Annotated in this window: 22 protein-coding genes and 1 pseudogene; all 23 read right to left on the bottom strand. The window is 41.7% G+C overall.

The window, feature by feature from the left end; translation table 11 throughout:
- Positions 1-69: 69 nt before the first annotated feature.
- Complete coding sequence (locus tag HUE98_RS06800) at positions 70-795, bottom strand: glycosyltransferase family 2 protein (protein WP_277623727.1); 726 nt, start codon at positions 793-795, stop codon at positions 70-72.
- Positions 775-1,827: pseudogene (ispG, locus tag HUE98_RS06795) on the bottom strand (flavodoxin-dependent (E)-4-hydroxy-3-methylbut-2-enyl-diphosphate synthase); the annotation flags it as partial. The gene HUE98_RS06800 and the pseudogene ispG, both read right to left, overlap by 21 nt.
- Before the next feature lie 30 nt (positions 1,828-1,857).
- A complete protein-coding gene (rseP, locus tag HUE98_RS06790; protein ID WP_241423096.1) occupies positions 1,858-2,871 on the bottom strand; it encodes an RIP metalloprotease RseP in 1,014 nt (337 codons plus the stop codon).
- Between the two features lie 34 nt (positions 2,872-2,905).
- On the bottom strand, positions 2,906-4,075 hold the full coding sequence (locus HUE98_RS06785) for a 1-deoxy-D-xylulose-5-phosphate reductoisomerase (protein ID WP_241423095.1): 1,170 nt from the start codon (positions 4,073-4,075) through the stop codon (positions 2,906-2,908).
- 111 nt (positions 4,076-4,186) lie between these two features.
- On the bottom strand, positions 4,187-4,975 hold the full coding sequence (locus tag HUE98_RS06780; RefSeq protein ID WP_241423094.1) for a phosphatidate cytidylyltransferase: 789 nt from the start codon (positions 4,973-4,975) through the stop codon (positions 4,187-4,189).
- Entirely contained in the window at positions 4,976-5,728 is a 753-nt protein-coding gene (locus HUE98_RS06775; RefSeq protein WP_241423093.1) for an isoprenyl transferase, read from the bottom strand. It lies immediately after the preceding gene.
- A 50-nt stretch (positions 5,729-5,778) separates the two neighbouring features.
- Positions 5,779-6,003, bottom strand: coding sequence for a hypothetical protein (locus HUE98_RS06770; protein ID WP_241423092.1), 225 nt, complete (start codon positions 6,001-6,003; stop codon positions 5,779-5,781).
- Between the two features lie 19 nt (positions 6,004-6,022).
- Positions 6,023-6,580 carry a ribosome recycling factor gene (gene frr, locus HUE98_RS06765; RefSeq protein ID WP_241423091.1) on the bottom strand — a complete coding sequence of 186 codons (558 nt, stop codon included), beginning with the start codon at positions 6,578-6,580 and terminating at the stop codon, positions 6,023-6,025.
- 14 nt (positions 6,581-6,594) lie between these two features.
- The gene (pyrH, locus tag HUE98_RS06760; protein ID WP_320415668.1) at positions 6,595-7,305 is read right to left on the bottom strand and encodes a UMP kinase; all 711 of its coding nucleotides are present in this window, start codon (positions 7,303-7,305) and stop codon (positions 6,595-6,597) included.
- A gap of 93 nt (positions 7,306-7,398) precedes the next feature.
- Positions 7,399-8,049 carry a translation elongation factor Ts gene (tsf, locus tag HUE98_RS06755; RefSeq protein WP_241423090.1) on the bottom strand — a complete coding sequence of 217 codons (651 nt, stop codon included), beginning with the start codon at positions 8,047-8,049 and terminating at the stop codon, positions 7,399-7,401.
- Positions 8,050-8,159: 110 nt separating this feature from the next.
- On the bottom strand, positions 8,160-8,984 hold the full coding sequence (gene rpsB / locus HUE98_RS06750; protein ID WP_241423089.1) for a 30S ribosomal protein S2: 825 nt from the start codon (positions 8,982-8,984) through the stop codon (positions 8,160-8,162).
- Positions 8,985-9,199: 215 nt separating this feature from the next.
- A complete protein-coding gene (locus HUE98_RS06745) occupies positions 9,200-9,751 on the bottom strand; it encodes a hypothetical protein (RefSeq protein WP_241423088.1) in 552 nt (183 codons plus the stop codon).
- 112 nt (positions 9,752-9,863) lie between these two features.
- Positions 9,864-10,646 carry a GTP-sensing pleiotropic transcriptional regulator CodY gene (gene codY / locus HUE98_RS06740; RefSeq protein WP_241423087.1) on the bottom strand — a complete coding sequence of 261 codons (783 nt, stop codon included), beginning with the start codon at positions 10,644-10,646 and terminating at the stop codon, positions 9,864-9,866.
- 23 nt (positions 10,647-10,669) lie between these two features.
- Positions 10,670-12,079, bottom strand: coding sequence for an ATP-dependent protease ATPase subunit HslU (gene hslU, locus HUE98_RS06735; protein WP_241423086.1), 1,410 nt, complete (start codon positions 12,077-12,079; stop codon positions 10,670-10,672).
- Positions 12,080-12,235: 156 nt separating this feature from the next.
- Positions 12,236-12,769: an ATP-dependent protease subunit HslV gene (hslV, locus tag HUE98_RS06730; protein ID WP_241423085.1), complete on the bottom strand. Its 534-nt coding sequence runs from the start codon at positions 12,767-12,769 to the stop codon at positions 12,236-12,238.
- A 17-nt stretch (positions 12,770-12,786) separates the two neighbouring features.
- Positions 12,787-13,680 (bottom strand): tyrosine recombinase XerC, encoded by an 894-nt coding sequence (gene xerC / locus HUE98_RS06725; RefSeq protein ID WP_241423084.1) that lies wholly within the window; start codon positions 13,678-13,680, stop codon positions 12,787-12,789.
- 46 nt (positions 13,681-13,726) lie between these two features.
- Positions 13,727-15,061: a methylenetetrahydrofolate--tRNA-(uracil(54)-C(5))-methyltransferase (FADH(2)-oxidizing) TrmFO gene (gene trmFO, locus HUE98_RS06720; protein WP_407080304.1), complete on the bottom strand. Its 1,335-nt coding sequence runs from the start codon at positions 15,059-15,061 to the stop codon at positions 13,727-13,729.
- 40 nt (positions 15,062-15,101) lie between these two features.
- On the bottom strand, positions 15,102-17,189 hold the full coding sequence (gene topA, locus HUE98_RS06715) for a type I DNA topoisomerase (protein ID WP_241423082.1): 2,088 nt from the start codon (positions 17,187-17,189) through the stop codon (positions 15,102-15,104).
- A 76-nt stretch (positions 17,190-17,265) separates the two neighbouring features.
- On the bottom strand, positions 17,266-18,264 hold the full coding sequence (dprA, locus tag HUE98_RS06710; RefSeq protein ID WP_241423081.1) for a DNA-processing protein DprA: 999 nt from the start codon (positions 18,262-18,264) through the stop codon (positions 17,266-17,268).
- Between the two features lie 218 nt (positions 18,265-18,482).
- Positions 18,483-19,739 (bottom strand): glutamate 2,3-aminomutase, encoded by a 1,257-nt coding sequence (eam, locus tag HUE98_RS06705; protein WP_241423080.1) that lies wholly within the window; start codon positions 19,737-19,739, stop codon positions 18,483-18,485.
- Positions 19,740-19,971: 232 nt separating this feature from the next.
- Positions 19,972-20,346 carry an aspartate 1-decarboxylase gene (panD, locus tag HUE98_RS06700; protein WP_241423079.1) on the bottom strand — a complete coding sequence of 125 codons (375 nt, stop codon included), beginning with the start codon at positions 20,344-20,346 and terminating at the stop codon, positions 19,972-19,974.
- Between the two features lie 3 nt (positions 20,347-20,349).
- Entirely contained in the window at positions 20,350-21,195 is an 846-nt protein-coding gene (gene panC / locus HUE98_RS06695) for a pantoate--beta-alanine ligase (protein WP_241423078.1), read from the bottom strand.
- 11 nt (positions 21,196-21,206) lie between these two features.
- The gene (gene panB, locus HUE98_RS06690; protein ID WP_241423077.1) at positions 21,207-22,049 is read right to left on the bottom strand and encodes a 3-methyl-2-oxobutanoate hydroxymethyltransferase; all 843 of its coding nucleotides are present in this window, start codon (positions 22,047-22,049) and stop codon (positions 21,207-21,209) included.

The following is a 22,049-nucleotide window of genomic DNA, read 5'->3' as shown; positions in this document are numbered from 1 at the left end:
TTCAGAAAAACTTCCCTAATTTTCCGTATACATTCTAACATAATAAACGGGTTTGTGCAAGGGCGGCCATCAATTGTACTCCTTTTTGACTAAAAAACTGACAATCTCCCAATACATTTTTGCCCGGGCAGCAAGCCCTTTAATAACGCCTAACTTTTCCTCTTTAGTAACATGGGACATATCCTTTAGAAGAACTTCTTTAACCTTTACTCTGCTGTTTTCAATATGTTTTGTTAAAGCCACCTCTACACCAAAACGTGCCATGTCCATTCCACTGACGTTTTCCAAAAGAGTCCTCTTAACCGCTCTCTGGCCAGAGAGATAAGGAGCCACTTTTTGAGCCAGGTCTGTAGCCACCCTACCCTTTTCAAACAGTCCCACAGTCATTTCTGCTTCTCCTTCAATAACCGGCTGAACCAATTCATATACGTGAGTGGTAGTCAACCCCAACAGATCAGCATCCAGAAACAAAATAATGTCTGCTACAGTACATTCCAGCCCTGCCTTCATGGCACCTCCCTTGCCCCGATTCTCCACCAGTTCAATCAACTTGACACCCAAATCCTTGACCACCTGGACGGTAGAATCCGTCGAACCGTCGCTAACCACAATGATATCGTTTATTAGAGGAACCCCTTTTAAAACTGACACTACATTTCCTATGGTTTTCCCTTCATTATAAGCCGGAATAATTGCAATAGTTCTATAAATTTGTTCCTCCGGCTTAACCGTAATGTCTTTCTCCCTAAAGTTAATGCCTTTTTTTTCCTCGGCCAGGGAGTTAATTTCTTCCATTAATTCCTCAAAGAGATTATCCTCGGGGACTTTTTTTAATACTTCTCCCTTTTTAAAAATGACTCCTGTTCCTCTGCCCCCGGCAATCCCAATATCTGCCTCCCTGGCTTCCCCTGGTCCATTGACCACACAACCCATTATAGCTACTTTAAGGGGATAAGGGAAAGTCTCCAGCTGCTTTTCTACCTTTTCAGTCAGAGATATTAAATCTATCTCACACCTGCCGCAGGTAGGGCAGGAAATAATTTCGGGCCCAATCTCCCGAAGGCCCACAGAACGTAAAATTTCCCGTGCCACCAGGATTTCCGTTAAGGGGTTACCCGTGATGGAAACTCGAATGGTATCACCGATTCCCTTCATTAATAAATTCCCTATACCCACTCCGGATTTCACTGCAGATCTTAGGGCAGTTCCTGCTTCCGTTACCCCAAGGTGCAGGGGATAGTTGGTTTTTTCTGAAATCAGGTCATAAGCCTTAATCATTTTAAGAACATCAGCCGATTTTAGGGAAATAATTATATTGTCAAAATTAAAATCCTCCAGCATTCCTGCTTGACTTAAAGCAGAATCCACCATTGCTTCTGCAGTAGGTCCTCCATATTTTTCCAATAGCCTTTTTTCCAGGGATCCCGCGTTTACTCCTATTCGGATGGGAACTCCATACTCCCCTGCCGCTTTGGCTACTTCTTTAACCCTTTCTTTGCTGCCTATATTTCCGGGGTTGATTCTGACCTTGTCCACTCCATTTTCTACAGCTTTCAATGCATATTTATAGTTAAAATGAATATCTGCAATGAGAGGAATTGAAATACGGCTCTTTATTTGTTTTAGAGCCTGGGCTGCATCCATATCAGGGACGGCCACACGAACCAGTTCACACCCGGATTCTTGTAACTTTATGATTTGTTGAACTGTTTTCTCTACATCTCGGGTGTCAGTATTGGTCATGGACTGAATGCTGACCGGGGCATCTCCTCCTAAAAACATGTTCCCCACCTTAATTTTTTTTGTTTCTTTTCTATGATTAAACAATTGAGGTCACCTTCCACTCAAGTTATAGGCTCAAAATAACTGCAGCCTGGCGATATCTTGAAAAGCAATCAGAATCATTAGAAGAATAAGCAGCGTGAAACCAACGAAATGAATAAAACTTTCTTTATGGGGATCTACCGGTTTCCCGCGAATTCCCTCCAGCAGAAAAAATACCAACCTGCTGCCATCCAGGGCAGGTATGGGTAAAAGATTCAAAAGCCCCAGGTGAATGCTCAAAATAGCAGCCAGGGTTAAAAGGTTGGAAATTCCCGTCTGGGCTACTTCGCCTACCATTTGAACAATACCAATGGGCCCAGCTACATCCGGAGAAGCCTGTCGGGTAATGATTTCAGACAGACTAACCACGATAAACCGGGTAAAAAACCAGGTATTTTCTATTCCCAGGCGTAAAGATCCCAGTAAAGAAAATTTCCTGCCGGCATGAGCAATACCAATGAGTCCCCTCTGGGTTTCCGGTTCTTCCATGGGGACCACCTTGATTTCCTGTAAACTCCCATCTCTCTCTATGGTTAAAGCCAGTTCTTCTTCGGGACTGGCATTAATGGCAGCAATAATATCATCCCAACTGCGCATTTCTGCTCCATCTATAGCCCGAATCACGTCGCCGGCCTGAAGTTCAGTTTGAGCAGCCCTACCATCAGGCAGGACTTCTCCTACTTGAGTAGATGGCACCCCAAAAATAAAGAAATAAATTAAAAAAAACAAAATTACCGCCAGAACAAAATTCATCAATGGTCCTGCTACAATCACTGCAAAACGTTGAGCCAGTGGTCGTTTCTGAAAGCTTGCCTGATCTTCCACTTCTTCCGGGTCTTCCCCCATGAGTCGGCAAAAACCTCCTAAAGGCAGTGCTCTGAGGGAATACCGGGTGCCATCTCTTTCTACAGAAATCAGCTTAGGCCCAAAGCCTATGGCAAACTCCAGGACACCGATCCCGACCCTCTTTGCTACTATAAAATGTCCCAACTCATGAAAAAAGATTAACAGACCAAAAATAACGATGGACGCTACCAGTGTAGTCAAATAATCTTTCACTCCCTGTATATAATAATGATTACTATTTACTTCTGATAATCTGCTCTCTGACCTCTTTATCTACCCTGATAATATCTGACAAAGATGGACTGAGAATCACTTTATGTTTATGCATAGTTTCTTCAATTATTCTGGGGATATCTAGAAAGGTTATCCGGCCCTCAAGGAAAAAATTTACTGCTGCTTCATTGGCTGCATTCATCACTGCAGGCATAGTTCCCCCGATTTTTCCCGCCTCAAAAGCCAGCCCAAGACAGGGGAAAGCTTTTTTATCAGGCATCTCAAATGTCATTTTATCCATCTTACGCCAATCAATCCTTTCCATGCTGTTGGCCCAACGCTCAGGATAAGTCAATGCATACTGAATTGGCACACCCATGTCAGGCACACCCAACTGCGCTTTCACTGAACCATCTACAAATTCAACCATAGAATGAATAATGCTCTGAGGATGCACCAATACTTGAATTTGTTCTAAATCTAAGTTAAAAAGTACCTGCGCCTCCAGCACCTCTAATCCTTTGTTCATCAGTGTGGCAGAATCTATGGTAATTTTTCTGCCCATCACCCAGTTTGGGTGCAAAAGAGCCTGGGCTAGAGTCACCTTAGACAGTTCTTCCAAAGTGCAGCCCCGGAAAGGCCCCCCGGAAGCCGTCAAAAGGATTTTTGAAACTTCTTCTCTCTTTTCACCCTGCAGGCACTGAAATATAGCAGAGTGCTCACTATCAATGGGAACAATGGATACTCCTTTTTTTTCCGCCAGGTTCATTATTAACTCTCCCCCGGCAACCAGGGTCTCCTTGTTGGCCAGGGCAATGTTTTTTCCTTCCTCCATGGCCGTTACCGTAGGTGCTAAACCATCAAAACCCACCAGGGCATTTACAACCCAGTCTGCATCGGGACTGGAAACAATCTCTAAAAGGCCCTGGTGACCATAAAGCACTTTTATATCAGTATCCCTTAGCTTTGCCCGCAGTTCCCTGGCCCCCTTTTCCTGTGCCAGGGAAACATAATGAGGTTTAAACTTTCTGGCCTGCTCCTCCAAGAGATTACCATTGGAACCCGCTGCCAAAGCAGTTATCTTAAAGCGATCCGGCCATCTTTCTACCATGGAAAGGGTTTGAGTTCCAATGGAGCCGGTGGAGCCCAAAAGAATTAAATTCTTCCTTTTATATTGTCTCCTTAAATCCATAAAATTACAACACCTCTGCTAAAAAAATTTTTCCTAATCAAGGCTAAAAATAACACAGTATGAATGTTTTTCTTGCATGATTGGTATCTTATGATTGGTATCTTATGATTGCTATATATGATTAGATAAAAATATTAAATAAAAATAAAAAAACGGTGCTGCGAAAATAACACTGTCAAACCTGTCCAGAACCCCGCCGTGTCCTGGAATTAATGCCCCAGAGTCCTTCGTCTTTAAATACCTCTTAAGAGCAGATTCCATTAAATCCCCCACCTGTCCCAAAAGAGAAATTAAACCCCCCGCCAGTATGGCTGTAATGGGTTCCATATTCACATAACCTCGTAGAAGATATACAAATAACATGGTCCCCAAAAGCCCACCCAATGCACCTTCCACAGACTTATTAGGGCTAATCCGGGGTATCAGCTTGCGCCTACCCAGATTGCTTCCTATAAAGAATGCAGCAGTATCACTTATCCAAATTGAGAAAAACAAAAGCAGTGTATGATTTAGCCCATTGGGGAGATTTCTCAACACAATTAAAAAACTAAAAAGCCACACAATGTAAATAACTCCCCAGGCAGAAAACATCAGATCCCGAAAGCTATAATCTTTGTTAAAAAAAATATATAAACAAAAAGGCAAGAAAAGAAACAGAGGAGCAGCCTCTAATACATTTGGAACTTCAAAATAGAGCAATAATAAATAAACCCCTGCTGCTGCAAAGGAAAGATAGCGGGGGAAATAATAATTTCCCCGGATTGACAGTCGCCGATACTCCTCCAACCCCAGCAAGGTAATAATAAATACCGTCAAAAAGTATACGATTCCGCCCTCAAAAATTATAAGTAAAGCCAGGGCTACTCCAACCAGGCCGCTTAACACTCGTTTTTTTAACACTTATTTTGTTAACCCTCCATACCTGCGGTTCCGCTTTTGATAATCTAAAATCGCCTGTAAAAAATCTTCTTTTTTAAAGTCCGGCCAGTATGTTTCCGAAAACCAAAATTCAGTATAAGCCATCTGCCATAAAAGAAAATTGCTCAACCTTAATTCACCGCTGGGCCTAATGAGTAGATCTGGATCTGGCTGTCCCCCACTATAAAGAAATCTGGATATCATTTCTTCGGTAATATCTTCCTCATTTATACTCCCCCCGGAGGCCAACCGGGAAATTTTTTTAACAGCCCGGACTATCTCACCTCGGCTGCCGTAGTTTAAAGCGAAATTCACAATTAACCCTGTATTCTCCGCTGTCTTATCCATAGCATCTTCAATAGCATTCCGGGTATGCTCTGGCAGCCCTTCCATTTCTCCCATCTGCTTAATACAGACATTTTTAGCACAGAGCTCATCAATTTCCTTGGAAAGATACTCCTCCGGCAGTTTCATTAGGAACCTGACTTCCTTGCTGGGCCTTTTCCAATTCTCCGTAGAAAAAGTGTATAGAGTTAATATTTTTACCCCTACCTGATCGGCTGCTCTTATGGTTTCCCTCAAAGAATTCACCCCTGCCCTGTGGCCGGCAATTCTGGGAAGCCCTCTTTTCCTGGCCCACCTTCCATTGCCATCCATAATAATTGCCACATGATGAGGAATGCTCTGCAGGTCTAATTTCTGATAAAGCTCTTTTTCTTTTGGGTGTAAACTCATAATTTCTCCTCCTGTACAAACAAACCCCCTCCTTTGAGGGGGCAGAACACCTAAACCTCATCTATAACTTCGCAAAGAGCATAAACCGCAACAATTTCAACTGTATTATTTGGGTTTATTATCTGTCTGGCCACCCGTAAATCCCACCAATCCGGGTTTTTAAACTCACCTAAAATCTTCACTTCAACTTGAAAATTTTGTTTTTGCAGAACTTCTCTTGCCGTAACCAGGGGATATGCCAGAACATCAGGAGTTTCTCTATTATCTTCATTCATTGTATAAAATACTCACCTTTTAAACTTCCATCATTTCTGTTTCTTTAGTGCTTAAAACCTGGTCAACCTTTTCAATGTACTCATCGGTTAGTTTTTGTACCTCTTCCTGTGAGCGTTTTAGATCATCCTTAGTAATTTCTCCATCCTTTTCCAGGCTTTTAAGCTGATCATTGGCGTCACGCCGAATATTTCTAATAGCCACCTTGCTCTCTTCAGCTTTTTTACGAATCATTTTTACTAGTTCCTTACGTCTTTCTTCGGTCAATTGCGGTACCGGAAGCCGAATTACATTTCCATCATTACTGGGGGTCAACCCCAGGTCTGATTTTAAAATAGTCTTCTCCACATCAGCCATCACATTCTTATCCCAAGGCTGGACCACTAAAAGACGAGGCTCCGGAGCACTGATATTTGCCAGCTGATTTAAAGGTGTAGGAGTTCCATAGTAATCAACGGTAATCTTGTCCAAAAGAGATGTGGTGGCACGTCCTGCTCTAATGGTACTTAAATCACTTTTAAAAACCTCCACTGCTTTTCCCATCTTATGTTTCGCGGTATCAAAGACTTCACTGCTCATAAAACTAACCCCCTTTAACTTATAAAGGTTCCTATTTTTTCTCCCATAACTGCCTTTAAAATATTTCCTGATTTTAATTGAAAAACAATCAGCGGAATATTGTTATCCATGCAAAGAGATGCTGCCGTGGAATCCATAACCCCTAAACCCAAGTTCAATACCTCCAAATAGGTAAGCTCCGCGAATTTTTTGGCAGAGGGATTAGTGTTTGGATCATCATCATATACAGCATCCACCTTACCCTTAGCCAGTAGAATAGCTTCCGCTTCAATCTCTGCAGCCCTGAGAGCTGCCGCGGTATCTGTAGAAAAATAAGGATTACCTGTGCCGGCGGCAAATATCACCACCCGGCCTTTTTCCAAATGCCTGATGGCCCTTCTCCTAATATAGGGTTCTGCCATCTGCCTCATATCCACTGCCGACTGAACCCTGGTGTCAACATGATTCTGCTCTAAGGCATCCTGCAGCGCTAACCCATTAATGACCGTAGCCAGCATTCCCATATGATCCGCCGTAGCCCTATCCATTCCCCGAGCGTTAGCTTCAGCGCCTCTCCAAATATTGCCACCACCAACTACTATGGCGGTTTGAATATTTTCCTTCTTCAGCTCTTTTACCTGTTGGGCAATACAAACTAGAACATCGGGGTCAATTCCAAAACCTGCTTTTCCAGCCAAAGCCTCCCCACTTAGTTTTAAAATTATTCTTTTAAATCTAGGTGTCATTATATGTTAACCCCCAGTCCTTGTAATTAATTCTACACTTTGGAGTAAAATTCCTTTTTAGCCATTTAAGAAAAAAAGCACTACTGTGCTTTTTTATTTTTTCGAGGTCATCGCTTTCACTTCGTCAGCAAGGTTATCTTCTCTCTTCTCCAAACCTTCACCCATTACAAAACGGGAAAAACGACGAATAGAAATATTTTCACCCACTTTAGATACTTGATCTTTCAACAGGTCCATAATCTTACGATCAGTATCCTTTATGAACTGCTGCTCCAACAGGCAGGCTTCGGCATAAAACTTTTCCAGCCTTCCATCTACTATTTTTTCTACAATTTTTTCCGGCTTGCCTTCCCTGAGAGCCTGATTTCGATATATTTCCCTTTCCTTTTCTATCTCTTCTTGAGGAAATTCTTCTCTGGAAATATATTGGGGATTAGTTGCTGCGATCTGCATGCAGACGTCCCTGACAAATTGTTTAAATTCTTCATTTTTAGCGACAAAATCTGTCTCACAGTTTACTTCCACCAAAACACCGATTTTGCCTCCCATATGTACATAAGAGTCCACCAGCCCCTCAGCAGTTACCCGTCCAGTCTTTTTCGCAGCAGCAGATAGTCCTTTTTCCCTAAGTAAGTTCACCGCTTTTTCAAAGTCGCCCTCGGTTTCAACCAGGGCTTTTTTGCAGTCCATCATGCCTGCTCCAGTCTTTTCTCTTAATTCCTTAACTACAGCAGCCTTTATCATCTAATACAACCTCCTAAGTTCTTATAATTACTGTCTCTGTTTATCCTTTTCCACTGGCAATAATGGGGAAAAGATTTTTGGAAAAAGCAAGGGTAAGCGTTAACCTACCCTTACTCAGTAACTTCGTTTACTTCCCTAATTTCTTCAACTACTTCTTTTTCTTCTACTTCTACCTGTTCTTGAGCTTCTGCTTCTACCTGTGCTAAAGCTTCTGCTTCAGCCATTTCTTTTTCCTTTTCTTCTCTCATCTGACGTCCCTGCTTACCTTCCAGGACAGCATCCGCCATCTTTCCGGTAATCAATTTTACCGCCCGAATCGCATCATCATTCCCCGGAATAATAAGATCTATTTCATCGGGATCGCAGTTGGTATCCACAATAGCGACAATGGGAATACCCAGCTTCCTTGCTTCAGCCACGGCAATTCTTTCCTTACGTGGGTCAATGATGAAAATAGCAGCGGGAAGCTTCTTCATATGCTTTATGCCGCCCAGAAATTTTTCCAGCTTGTCTTTTTCATGATTCAGTCGAATCACTTCTTTTTTTGACAAAACTTCAAATATTCCGTCCTCTTCCATCTTCTCCAGCTCAAAGAGACGATCAATTCTTTTTTTAATTGTGCTGAAATTGGTCAGCATACCACCCAGCCATCTTTGGTTAACATAAAACATTTCACACCGATCTGCTTCTTTTTGAACAGATTCCTGTGCCTGTTTCTTAGTTCCCACAAACATGACTTTCTCTCCATTAGCTGCTAAATCTTTAAAATAATTGTAAGCTTCGTCAATTCTTTTAACGGTCCTCTGTAAGTCAATAATATAGATTCCGTTACGCTCCGTAAATATATAGCTTTTCATTTTAGGATTCCATCTACGGGTCTGATGGCCAAAATGAACTCCGGCTTCCAGTAACTGTTTCATGGAAATAACTGACAATTATTACACCTCCTCCCTTGATGGTTTTTTACCTCCGTACTTTTCATCCTTTCAAGAAACCGCATATTTAAAACGGCACCCTCTCAAAAGTCCAATATACGTGTGTTTTGGCACTTTTTGTAGTATACCACAATTTATAAATATTAGCAATAACTTTACATCAACGCTGAAGAAGCCCATGCCCCCATGAAACCAAAGAGAGTGTAAAGGCATCTTTATTCCGATGCTGACCCTTCCTCCACTTCCAGAGTAACCAGAATACTCAGCCATTCCATTGGTTTTACGGTAAAACTTTTACCCCGATATTCCTCCTCCAATGCTTTTTTCACGATGAAATAAGCATTATCCCCAAGAACCTGAGAAAGTTCTTCGTTGTCCATGCCGTCAATAATACTATAGATTCCGGTTTCAATATTCTCTTTTAGCATACCTTCAAGACTTAAAATAAAATCTTCAGGTAAGCTAAAGCTGAATCCAGCGATTTCTAACTTCCCTGAGTTAAACTGTCCTTTTATCTGTTCTTCCACTATTTGGGGGACATCCTTCTTTGCCTGATCCATAAATATTGGAATATTATCTGCTGTATGCTGAGTAACCTGATATTGAACGGTTCTGGCTACCTCTTCACTGTCTATATAAACAATGACTCCCTTCTGAGAAATAAACCCCAATACAGCACCAAATAAAAACAGTACAAAAAATGCTCCCACTAAAAAACCGGTAATTAGAGACTTCGTATGGTAAACTCTTTTTAAAATTTTTCGCAAAAAAATACACCCCTAACTTATTATTCCTCTAAATCTAAAAATTATAACAACGTTGGTTATAACTTATTATCATACAGGAATAAAAATGACACAGGGGTGAAGAAGATTACCATTACTGTTTTAATTTCTTCAATTCTTCATGTAAATACCGGTTCAGTATCTTTATAAAGGTTCCCTTCATACCCAAGGACCTGGATTCTATAACCCCGGCACTTTCAAATTTACGCAGCGCATTTACAATAACTGAACGGGTAATTCCCACCTGATCAGCAATTTTGCTGGCAACCAACAGTCCTTCATTTCCATCCAGCTTATCAAAGATGTGCTCGATTGCCTCCAACTCCGAGTAAGAAAGTGTTCCAACCGCCAGCTGGACTATAGCTTTACTCCGAGCTTCTTCTTCTATCTTTTCTGCTATTTCCCGTAAAACTTCCATGCCCACCACTGTAGCTCCCGTTTCCGCTAAAATAATATCTTCCGTATCAAAAGGTTCTGCGAATCTGGCTAAAAGCAGCGTTCCAAGACGCCTTCCCCCTCCTAAAATAGGGACGATGGTTGTTAATTTATTGGTGAAAAGGCAGTCTGCATTGTCCATAAAAACACAGAGATTAGATTTCTGCATTAAATTAACTCTTGTTTCATTAATTTTTAATAAAGGTTCATTGTAATCTTCAGGAAATCGATTCTCCTGCAGTACCTGGTTTACCATAATCTCACACTCAAACTGCTTAACCAAGGAATACCCTAATATTCCGCCATCTTTGTCAGCAATATATATATTTGCATTAATTACTTTTCTTAAAACCTCTGCAATCTCCCCAAAGTCTACATGTTGCCCAGCTGATTTCTGCAGGATGCTGTTAATTTGTCTTGTTCTTTCTAGTAAATTTTCCAATTTCACCTCTCCTTTTCACCATATTATAGTATATATTTGCTTAAATCCCTGTTTTGAACAATATCTTTTAATGATTCCTGAACATAATGTGCATCAATAACAACTTCCTTCTCAATCATATCCGGTGCTTCAAAGGAAACTTCTTCCAAAAGCTTTTCTAGTATGGTTTGGAGTCTTCGGGCCCCAATGTTTTCCATTTGCTCATTTAGATTGTAGGCCAGTTCTGCAATTTCTTCAATGGCTTCTTCTTTAAAAATAATATTAATTCCCTCTGTTGAAAGAAGGGCAATATACTGTTTAATAATTGCATTTTCAGGTTTAATAAGAATCTGTTTAAAATCATTTTTAGTCAGGCTGTTCAATTCTACTCGAATTGGAAACCTCCCCTGCAGCTCCGGTATTAAGTCCGAAGGTTTAGCAATATGAAAAGCTCCTGCAGCAATAAACAGTACAAAATCAGTTTTTACCGGGCCATATTTGGTCATCACCGTGGAGCCTTCAACAATAGGCAGTATATCCCTTTGAACCCCTTCCCGGGAAACATCAGGACCCACGGAAGAATCCTTGCCGGATATCTTATCAATTTCATCTAAAAAAATAATTCCCGACTGTTCAGCCCTCATAATTGCCTCATTGGTAACCTGATCCATATCTATTAGCCTCTGAGCCTCTTCTTGAATGAGTATTTTCCGAGCTTGACTTACGGTTACTTTCCGTTTTTTCTTTTTTTTAGGCATCATATTCCCTAAAATATCTTGAAAATTAATTCCCATTTCTTCGACACCATGACCGGAGAATATTTCTACCATTGGAGAAGATATGTCCTCAACTTCTATTTCAACATATTGTTCCTCCAGTTTTCCCTCCTTCAGTTCCTGGCCAAGGCGATTTCTTTTGGTAAAAATTTCCTCATGCTTTTGGTCTTCATCTTCTGTCTTCTGCTCATCATCTGCTTCTTCTCCTGAAAAATTCTGGAATAAAGCCCCTAATGGATTAGCAAAGCTTTTTTCTTTCTTAGGTAAGGGCAGTAAAATTTTTACCAGCCGTTCCTCTGCCATCTGCCTGGCTTTATCCTCTACCGAAGCCATTTTTTCAGATTTTACAATTCTAATAGCAGTCTCTACCAGGTCCCTCACCATGGTTTCCACATCTCGTCCCACGTATCCAACTTCTGTAAACTTAGTAGCTTCCACCTTAACAAAAGGAGCATTAACCAACCTGGCCAATCGTCTGGCGATCTCTGTTTTTCCAACCCCCGTGGGACCAATCAAAATAATATTTTTAGGAATAATTTCATCCCTCATCTCTAAAGGAAGTTTTTTGCGGCGAAACCTGTTGCGAAGAGCAACGGCCACGCTTTTTTTGGCATTTTCCTGCCCAATAATAAACTTATCTAGTTCCTGCACAATTTGTTTTGGAGTCAAATCTTCCATATTTACTTGTTCCTCCCATCAGCCATAAATATGGCCGGATACATTGTGTTCTTATTAATTTCCTGACAGCAATACGGGACGCTTAAGATTCTCAGGATATAAAATATATTATACTGCAATTTCGAATATTTAGAATTAAATATCCCAAAAAAAATATCAATCAAGGGTTAATACCGTGATCTCGTGATTTGTATATACACAAATGTCAGCAGTAATAGCTAATGAATTATAAACAATTTCCGCAGGGGATAAATCCGAATAATCCACCATAGCCCGAGCGGCTGCCAAAGCATATGGGCCCCCTGAGCCAATGGCTGCTATCTGATTATCAGGCTCAATCACCTCACCGGTTCCTGACAGAATAAGTAAGCTCATCTCATCTACCACAATCAAAAGCGCTTCCAAACGACGGAGCAGCTTATCTGTCCTCCATTCTTTGGCAAGCTCTACGGCAGCTCTTTTTAGATTTCCCTGATATTTCTCCAGTTGTTCTTCAAATTTATCAAACAGGGTAAGGGCATCAGCCACAGAACCAGCAAAACCGGCCAATACTTTCTGATTATAAATCTTTCTCACTTTACAGGCTTTATGTTTCATTACTATATTTTGTCCAAAAGTGACCTGTCCGTCTCCGGCAATGGCCACGGAATTATCCTTTTTTACGGCAACTATAGTTGTCCCTTTAAGCATAATACCGTCCTTCCTTTTTATGACCTGGGATGAGCTTGATCATACACTTTTTTAATGCCCTCCCGGGTAAGATGTGTATAAATTTGGGTGGTAGATATATTTACATGGCCTAATAGTTCCTGTACTGACCTCAGGTCTGCACCGGCATCCATAAGATGGGTAGCAAAAGAGTGTCTTAAGGTATGGGGACTGGCCTTGGTTTTAATAGAGGTAAGAGCTACATATTTATCCATCATTCTTCTAATACTACGGTCTGTAAGACGATAACCGAATCGATTTAGGAAAAGTGCCGGTTCCGGATTGGTATCTTTTCTTTTGCTCAAAAGCTGAAACCTACTTTCCTCCAGATAGGTCCGAAGTGCATTTTCAGCGTATTGACCAAACAGGACTATTCTTTCTTTAGAACCTTTTCCCATTACCTTTATATCCTTCTTCTCCATGGAGATACTTGTGATATCCAGAGCTGTCAGTTCACTAATTCTGATTCCTGCAGCATAAAGGGTCTCTAAAATAGCGCTGTCCCGACGTCCCAATACTGTATTGGGGTCTGGAGATTCCAGAAGGTCAATTAACTCCTCTAGATATAAAAATTTGGGTAATTTTTTACCCAGTTTTGGAGTATTTACAGAAAGTCGATCATTTAGCTGTAAATTAGTCTCTCGATTAATAAATCGAATAAAGGTTCTGAGGGCCGACAGTTTTCGAGCGATAGAGGCCCGAGCATATCCTTGTCCCTGCAGATGTGCTAAAAATCTACGTATTACCAGGTGATCCAAGTCTTCAATACCTTTGTTTAACTCTTTTAGAAAACCAATGAACTGCTGGAGATCTTCCATATACTTTCTCTGAGTCCAGGAAGAGTAATTTCGTTCCACTCTTAAGTATATAATAAATTTATCCAGCAAATCCACCGTGATAACACCTCTTTCATTTAAAATCTTACCATATTGCCTATGGTTATGCAAGATTAAGGGAAGCATTTTTGATATAATCCGACAATTCCTGCAGGGCTCTTTGGGAATAATATAATTTTCGTTCTTTTTTCTTAATCTTCTCTCGGGAAGGAGGAAGCAGGCCGAAATTTACATTCATGGGCTGAAATTTTTCAGGGTCTGCCGTAGTAATATAATGACACAGGGCTCCATGGGCTGTAGTATTGGGAAAAATCAGAGGTTCTCTACCCTGGGCCAGAAGTGATGCATTAATTCCTGCTACCAATCCAGATGAAGTTGATTCAACATATCCCTCCACACCAGTAATTTGACCAGCAAACATGATACCTGGTCTATTCTTTAACTGCAGCGTAGGTTTTAACACCCGGGGAGAATTTATAAAGGTGTTCCGGTGCATTACTCCGTACCTGACAAATTCTGCCTTTTCCAATCCAGGAATCATACTAAAGACTCGTTTCTGTTCCGCCCAGGTAAGGCTGGTCTGAAAACCTACCATATTGTATAGTGTGCCGGACAAATTGTCCTGCCTTAACTGAACAACCCCATAGGATTGCATTCCAGTACGGGGATCCTCCAACCCTACAGGTTTTAACGGGCCATATAAAAGAGTCTGATAACCCCGATTAGCCATTTCCTCCACCGGCATACACCCTTCAAAAAAAACTTCTTTTTCAAATTCCTTTGGCTGATGACGCTCCGCTTCAGTCAACGCCTTCCAAAAACGATTATATTCCTCTTCAGTCATAGGACAGTTCAAATAGTCCGCAGAACCTCTTCCATACCGGGAGGCCCTGAACACTTTATTCATATCAATAGATTCCAGGGTTACAATAGGAGCAGCCGCATCAAAAAAATACAGATGCTCACTACCGGTCATTCCCTTAATATCTTCTGCCAATGCCTGAGATGTAAGAGGCCCGGTGGCCACAACTACCGGGATATCCTTTAGATCAATGGGAATAGTTTCCATTTCCTGTCTGATTATTTCTACTAAATCATTTTTTTCCAAAGACTCCTGTATCAACCCGGAGAACATCTCCCGATCCACAGCCAGGGCTTTACCGGCAGGCACAGAACTTTTTTCCGCAGAACTCATAATTAATGAATCCAGCATCTTCATCTCTTCCTTTAAAAGTCCCACCGCATTTTCCAATCCGGAAGCCCGCAAAGAGTTGCTGCATACCAGCTCAGAAAGTAATCCCGTATGGTGGGCAGGGGTCATTTTATTTGGGCGCATCTCATATAAAGTGACCTTGATCCCCCGTCGTGCCGCCTGCCAGGCAGCCTCACACCCTGCCAGGCCTCCGCCGATAATCACTATTTCATTTTTCATTTGAATACCTCCGACATTTTTGTCTTATAAAAAAACAATATAATAATCAGGTTTGTTTTTGGTCAGCCATGATAATCTGGTAATCACAGCTTTTGTTCATACATTCCCGGGTCACCTTTTGCTTGCTTCTTTTCTCTACCAGCACCGAATCACACTGAGGGCACTTCTCTTTAACAGGCTGATTCCAGGATATAAATTCACACTCAGGGTAACTGCTGCAGCCAAAAAATATTCTGCCTTTTTTTGTTCTTCGTTCCACAACTTCTCCAGAACAAACCGGACAATCTACTCCCGTTGGTTTTAAAATTGGCTTGGTATTGCGACAGTCAGGAAATCCCGGACAGGCCAGGAATTTTCCATAGCGTCCAAGTTTATATACCATATGGCGTCCACATTTTTCGCAAATTTCCTCACTGACTTCGTCTAGTATTTCAATTTTCTCCATGTCTTTTTCTGCCTTCTGAAGACTATTTTGAAAAGGACCGTAAAAATTATCTACCACATCGATCCATGGAGATTTTCCCACCTCTACCTGGTCCAACTTTTGCTCAAGTTCTGCGGTAAAGTCAACGTCAATAATATCGGGGAAATAGTCTTTCATGATATCCACCACTATCTGGCCCAATTCCGTAGGCACCAGAGCCTTTTGTTCCTTCACCACATAACCTCGGGCCTGTATAGTTCCAATAATAGGAGCATAAGTGCTGGGCCTACCAATTCTCAACTCCTCCAATGTCTTTACCAGGGATGCTTCGGTGTAACGAGGTGGAGGCTGGGTAAAATGCTGCTGTGGTTCCAGTTTTAAGAGACTCAATTCCTGACCTTCCTCTAGATCCGGAAGAGCGCTCTGCTTTTCCTTTTCATCTTTTTCCTGGTCATCGTATAGAACCAAAAATCCCGGAAACTTCACTGTAGACCCGGAAGCCTTAAAGAGGTACTCAGATGCGGTTATATCTATAGAAACAACATTAAAAACCGCAGAGGCCATCTGACTGGCGGTAAACCTTTCCCAAATCAATTTATATAGACGGTATTGGTCTTTAGATAACTGGGATTTTATAGTTTCCGGATCTCGCAAAATGGAGGTAGGACGTACAGCTTCATGGGCCTCCTGTGCACCTTTCTTTGATTTATACTCCCTGGGCGTTGAAGGGTAATAATTGTCACCATATTTATCCAGGATATACTGTTTTGCCTCTTCTCTGGCACTCTCGGCAATCTTGGTGGAATCAGTGCGCATATAGGTAATAAGTCCCACATTGCCCTCTTTTTTCAAATTTATCCCTTCATACAGCTGCTGGGCTACAGACATGGTCTTTCGCACTGTAAACCCCAATCTTCTTGAAGCATCCTGCTGCAGGCTGCTGGTGGTAAAAGGAGGAGAAGGGTTTCTTTTTCTCTCTCGTTTCTTAATAGTCTTAATTATATATACAGCGTTTTCTAACGCTTTCATAATAATATTGACAGAGTTTTCATTGGGAAGCTTTGTTTTTTCTTTTTCCTTTCCCCAGAACTTAGCGGGGAAAGCATCCTTTTTATACTTAGATGTTAATTGGGCACCAATACTCCAGTATTCTTCCTGGACAAAGGCATTAATCTCTTCTTCCCGATCACAAATTAATCGAATTGTAACTGATTGGACCCGGCCGGCACTGAGACCTTTTTTAACTTTTTTCCAGAGTAGTGGACTGATCTTATATCCTACCAGCCGGTCCAGAACCCGCCTTGCCTGCTGGGCATCAACACGGTTTTTATCAATTCTCCTGGGTTTCTTAAAGGCATCTTTTACAGCATTTTTGGTTATTTCATGAAACTCAACCCGGCAGAGTTCCGTTTCGTCTACATCCAGGGCCCTCATCAGGTGCCAGCTTATGGCCTCCCCCTCTCGATCAGGGTCAGCGGCAAAGTACACTCTGTCAACCCCTTTTCCGGCGGTTTTTAATTTCTTTAAGATATCTCCCTTGCCTCGGATAGTGATGTACTTAGGACTGTATTGTTTATCCACGTCAATACCGAATTGACTTTTAGGTAAATCAATTAAATGTCCCATAGATGCTTCTACTTTATATTTTTTTCCTAAAAACTTTTTAATAGTACGGGCTTTTGCCGGTGATTCGACGATAACCAGGTACATTGATACACCCCCACAATGATTTGACCTGATAAATAATATATCATATCTTTCACTTTATATTCCAGGTTATACATATTTATATCCTGACAAAGTATTTACCTGGAAACTGCTTAATAATTTTTTTCAATTCCAATAATGTAAGCAGGGCATTCAACTGCCGGGAGGAAAGGCCGCACTGTTCCCTCAAGGAATCAACGTGTATAGGCTGCGATGTTAAAAAACGTAAGAGCTCTTCCTCCTGTAAAGTCAAGCAAACATTCTCCTGTTCCTCAGATTCATAAATTACATCATAACCCAATTCCTGCAAAATGTCTATTGGGCTATCCAATAATACGGCCCCTTGTTTAATCAAGCGGTTACAGCCCCTGCTGTATGGACTATCTATATTCCCTGGAACGGCAAATACTTCCCTGCCTTGTTCCAACGCACAATCAGCTGTAATGAGAGCACCGCTCTTATGGGCGGATTCCACCACGACTACACCCAAAGAAAGCCCGCTAATAATACGGTTTCTCATGGGAAAATTTCTGGGGAGCGGCTTAGTCCCCAGAGGAAACTCAGATACCAGGGCACCATTTTCCACTATTTTTTTGGACAAACTTTCATTTTCTCGGGGATATATCACATCCAGCCCGCTTCCCAGGACTGCAATAGTTCTGCCTCCCGCTTTTAGACAGCTAAGATGGGCTAATGTATCAATCCCCCTGGCCATGCCGCTTACCACAGTAAATCCCTGTTCTGCCAGGGTTTGACTGACCTCCACGGCTATTTTCTTACCATAGGGAGTACATTTACGGGTTCCCACCACCGCAATCCTTGGATGCTTTTCAAAAAGGGCCGCCCCCTTCACATATAAGAGAGCAGGTGGAGCATGGATATGTTTTAAAGATTCCGGATAATCTTCATCCTCATAAGTAATTACCTGAATCCCCTTGGCCTTTATCTCCTGCCAGCCGCCATAAACATCCACATTCTTCCTTTCCTCAATAATCCTATTGCATATTTTTGATGTAATTCCCTTGACCCTTTCCAGTTCCTCTCTAGAACTATGCCAAACCTCTTTTGCAGATGCCATACTTTTTATTAAGTTTATAATTCTTATAGGCCCGAGGCAGGAAATTTTTGCAAGAGCAGCCCAGTATTTTTGATCTGACAGGTCAAATCCCTTCTTTCCTTTTATTAAAGCATAAAAGACGAAACTTTTTCATAAATTGGATAATTCCTACATTCGACAGCTAGAAAATTATTCCTGCCAAAAACAAAAGAAAAAAGGCCCTAATGGGCCTTTAGGTTTTAATAGCGAGGGTTGATGTACTCATATATTTTCTTTTCCCAGTTTCGAATAAATATTTTATCCGAACTCATAGATATCAGATACTCCGGAAGCATAGGAGTCTTACCACAACCCTTGGGAGCATTAATAATAAATGTAGGAATTGCCAAGCCGGAGGTTTTTCCCCTCAGATGCTCCATGATTTCCAACCCGTCCTCTACAGGGGTTCGAAAGTGAGAGGTTCCCTTTACTCTTTTGGCATGAAAAATATAATATGGCCTGACTGAAATTTTCAATAGTTCCTGGTTTAATTTTTTCATGACATGGGGATTATTATTGATATCCTTTAAAAGTACTGCCTGGTTACCTAAGGGAATACCGGCTTTAGCCAGTTTTTTACAGGCACGGCGAGATTCTTCTGTGATTTCCTTAGGATGATTAAACTGGGTATTTACATAAACAGCATCATGTTTTTCCAGAATGGAACACAGTTCATCATCTATCCTCATGGGCATGGTCACCAAGGTTCGAGTACCCAGTCTTTTCATTTCTACGTGAGGAATCTTCTCCAACTCCGTCAAAAGCCAATCAATTTCCTGATTGGAGAGCATAAAGGCATCTCCCCCGGTGAGAAGAACATCCCTAATTTCCTCGTTGTTTCTTACGTAATTTAAAGCTTCTATAATTTCTTCTCTGGGAGTGCCTACATCTTCTTCACCAATGTTTCTTCTCCTTTGACAGTGACGGCAGTACATGGCACACTGATTAGTCACATTTATAATCAGCCGATCTGGATATCTCCGAGTAACTGCCGAAGCAGGAGAGGTTTCTTCCTCAGCCATGGGATCCAATTGTCCCAATTCATCGGTAAATTCCAAAATAGAGGGGACGGCCTGTTTTCTTACGGGACACTGGGGGTTACTGCTATCTATCAGACTCAGATAATATGGAGAAACAGCCCACCGATATTGGGTTCCAATCTGTTTGATCTCTTCTTTTTCTTTTTCTGATAAATCTATAAATATGGAAAGTTTTTCTTCGTCAAATATGCGATTTTCAATTTGCCATTTCCAATCCTGCCACTGCTCTTCTGTTGCACCAAAATGATTTTTAATTTTTTCTTTATTCTCCTGAAACTGCTCCTGTAAATTTAAACCCGAAACTATGTTACCGCGGTATTCCATATAATCCCGGATACTTTCCTTTAATTCTCCGGCTCTTTGCAGTGCTTTTTTTCTATTTTTATCTTTCGCCGGTTTTTCAATTTTGTTCACCATTTTAACAACACCTCCATGAAGTTTCTCCGCTCCTTTGCGTTAACCTCCGCCAACATCTTATAGTATAACATAAGGTTACGATATTTCAACAAATTAGCAATTCTGTTTTTCTTTTCTATAATATGCCTACTGTAGAAAGATTGCCATCCTGAAGTTCTTCTGGGATACAATATACAATTTAATTCACAAAAAAAAACTGACTTTACAGTCAGCATAAGAATTGATTGACAGCTTATTTTATAACCTTATCTCGATTTATTCTAACGATTTTGTTTTGGGAGTCCACCAGGACTGTTTTCACTTCAAATTGATTCAGTTCATTTTCCGGCACCATGGAATAAGTAATGATAATTACTAAATCTCCGGAATGAACCAGACGGGCTGCTGCTCCGTTTATACATATTTCTCCAGACCCAGGTTTTCCTTCAATGACATAGGTTTCAAATCTGTTACCGTTATTGATATTCACCACGTGGACCTGTTCGTAAGGAAGTATCCCTGAGGCTTCCAAAAGTTCACTGTCTATAGTGATACTCCCATTATAATTCAAGTCAGCATCAGTCACCGTTGCCCGGTGGATCTTAGATTTAAACATATTGCGAAACAATAGTTACACCTCCACAATCATATTGTCAATTAAACGGGTTTGGCCTACCCTGACGGCTAAGGCGATGAGCACTTCAGCCTCCAACTCCTCCATAGTATCCAGTTTGTGGGTATCCACAATTTCTATGTATTCTAAATGAGCCGACGGTTCTCCGGCAATAATCTCTTTCATAGCACCTGAAATCTTCGATGCTTTTCTCACGCCCCCCTGAATCATTTCCTCTGCCCGGGTTAAACTTTTAAAAAGTACCAGGGCTGCTTCTCGTTCTTCTAAAGACAGGTAGACGTTCCGGGAACTCATGGCCAGACCATCTTCATCCCTTAAAGTGGGCATAATCTTTAGGGTTAAATTCATGTTCAAGTCTTCCACCATCTTTTTCAAAACCAGGGCCTGCTGAGCATCCTTTTGTCCAAAATAAGCGATGTCTGGTTCCAGCAAATTGAAAAGTTTGGTGACCACAGTGGTGACTCCCCGAAAATGACCGGGGCGTCCTCGGCCGCAAAGACCCTGGGTTAGCTGTTCCACCTCCACAAATGAAGCATAACCACCAGGGTACATATCCTGGTCCCCGGGTGAAAAAATCAGGTCCACTCCCTCCTGCTGACACATTTGGGCATCAGCGGTCAGGTCTCTAGGATAGCTTTCAAAATCTTCCCCTACTCCAAATTGAATGGGATTTACATAAATACTTACTGCCACAAAATCGCATTCCTTAACTGCAGCCTTCACCAGAGAGAGATGTCCCTGGTGAAGATACCCCATAGTAGGTACAAACCCTATGGTACGACCCATACTTCGCACTTTACCAATAGCTTCCTTTAATTCCGGTATGGTCCTTATTATAATCAATTTGGCCGCCCCTATTCCTCTAACAGGCTCTCCAGGTTCATCCCCAAGTTAAAGATATGTTCCTCTGCAGGAAAAACACCTGTCTTGACTTCACCCACATAATCTTTAATCCCTTTTACCATTTCCTCCCGTAAGTTTAAATATTGCTTAACAAACTTAGGCCTAAACTCATCGAAAAGGCCCATAACATCATGAAATACCAGAACCTGACCATCACACTGCTTCCCGGCTCCAATGCCGATTATAGGGATGGATAACTGCTCAGTAATAAAAGCGGCCAGCTCCCAGGGGACACATTCCAGCACAATGGCAAAGGCACCGGCCTCTTCTAATGCTTTAGCATCCTCAATCATTTTTCTGGCGGCCCCTTTATCTTTCCCCTGCACCTTGTAACCTCCCAGCTGTCCAACTGACTGAGGGGTTAATCCCAAATGACCCATCACCGGAACCCCGGCTTCCACAATTCCTTTCACCGCTTCAATTACTTCGATTCCGCCCTCCAGCTTTACGGCCTGGGCTCCCGTCTCCTGAATAACCCTACCTGCATTTCTCAGGGCGTCATCCCGATTCACCTGATAAGTCAAAAAGGGCAAGTCCATTACCACCATAGCACTCTTACTGCCTTTAACTACCGCCTTTCCATGATGAATCATTTCCTCCAAGGTTACTGCCAAAGTACTCTCGTAACCCAACATCACCATCCCCAACGAATCTCCCACCAGGATCATATCTACCCCGGCTTCGTCTACAACTTTTGCTTGGGAATAGTCATAGGCGGTAAGCATGGTTGACTTTTCGCCCTTCCTTTTTTTCTCTCTTAAATCAAAAGTTGTTACTCTACCCTTCTTTGACAT

Source organism: Candidatus Contubernalis alkalaceticus (assembly GCF_022558445.1).
GTDB classification, from domain to species: domain Bacteria; phylum Bacillota; class Dethiobacteria; order SKNC01; family SKNC01; genus Contubernalis; species Contubernalis alkaliaceticus.
Note: the sequence above shows the minus strand (reverse complement) of the source record. Positions and strands in the feature narration are given on the sequence as shown.

What these genes read in the sequence shown, in the direction of transcription:
- HUE98_RS06800 (WP_277623727.1), bottom strand. Translation starts at nt 795, where the DNA reads ATGGAAGAAATTAACTCCCTGGCCGAGGAAAAAAAAGGCATTAACTTT.
- HUE98_RS06785 (WP_241423095.1), bottom strand. Translation starts at nt 4,075, where the DNA reads ATGGATTTAAGGAGACAATATAAAAGGAAGAATTTAATTCTTTTGGGC.
- HUE98_RS06775 (WP_241423093.1), bottom strand. Translation starts at nt 5,728, where the DNA reads ATGAGTTTACACCCAAAAGAAAAAGAGCTTTATCAGAAATTAGACCTG.
- HUE98_RS06770 (WP_241423092.1), bottom strand. Translation starts at nt 6,003, where the DNA reads ATGAATGAAGATAATAGAGAAACTCCTGATGTTCTGGCATATCCCCTG.
- frr (WP_241423091.1), bottom strand. Translation starts at nt 6,580, where the DNA reads ATGAGCAGTGAAGTCTTTGATACCGCGAAACATAAGATGGGAAAAGCA.
- pyrH (WP_320415668.1), bottom strand. Translation starts at nt 7,305, where the DNA reads ATGACACCTAGATTTAAAAGAATAATTTTAAAACTAAGTGGGGAGGCT.
- tsf (WP_241423090.1), bottom strand. Translation starts at nt 8,049, where the DNA reads ATGATAAAGGCTGCTGTAGTTAAGGAATTAAGAGAAAAGACTGGAGCA.
- hslU (WP_241423086.1), bottom strand. Translation starts at nt 12,079, where the DNA reads ATGGAAGATTTGACTCCAAAACAAATTGTGCAGGAACTAGATAAGTTT.
- hslV (WP_241423085.1), bottom strand. Translation starts at nt 12,769, where the DNA reads ATGCTTAAAGGGACAACTATAGTTGCCGTAAAAAAGGATAATTCCGTG.
- topA (WP_241423082.1), bottom strand. Translation starts at nt 17,189, where the DNA reads ATGTACCTGGTTATCGTCGAATCACCGGCAAAAGCCCGTACTATTAAA.
- dprA (WP_241423081.1), bottom strand. Translation starts at nt 18,264, where the DNA reads ATGGCATCTGCAAAAGAGGTTTGGCATAGTTCTAGAGAGGAACTGGAA.
- eam (WP_241423080.1), bottom strand. Translation starts at nt 19,739, where the DNA reads ATGGTGAACAAAATTGAAAAACCGGCGAAAGATAAAAATAGAAAAAAA.
- panB (WP_241423077.1), bottom strand. Translation starts at nt 22,049, where the DNA reads ATGTCAAAGAAGGGTAGAGTAACAACTTTTGATTTAAGAGAGAAAAAA.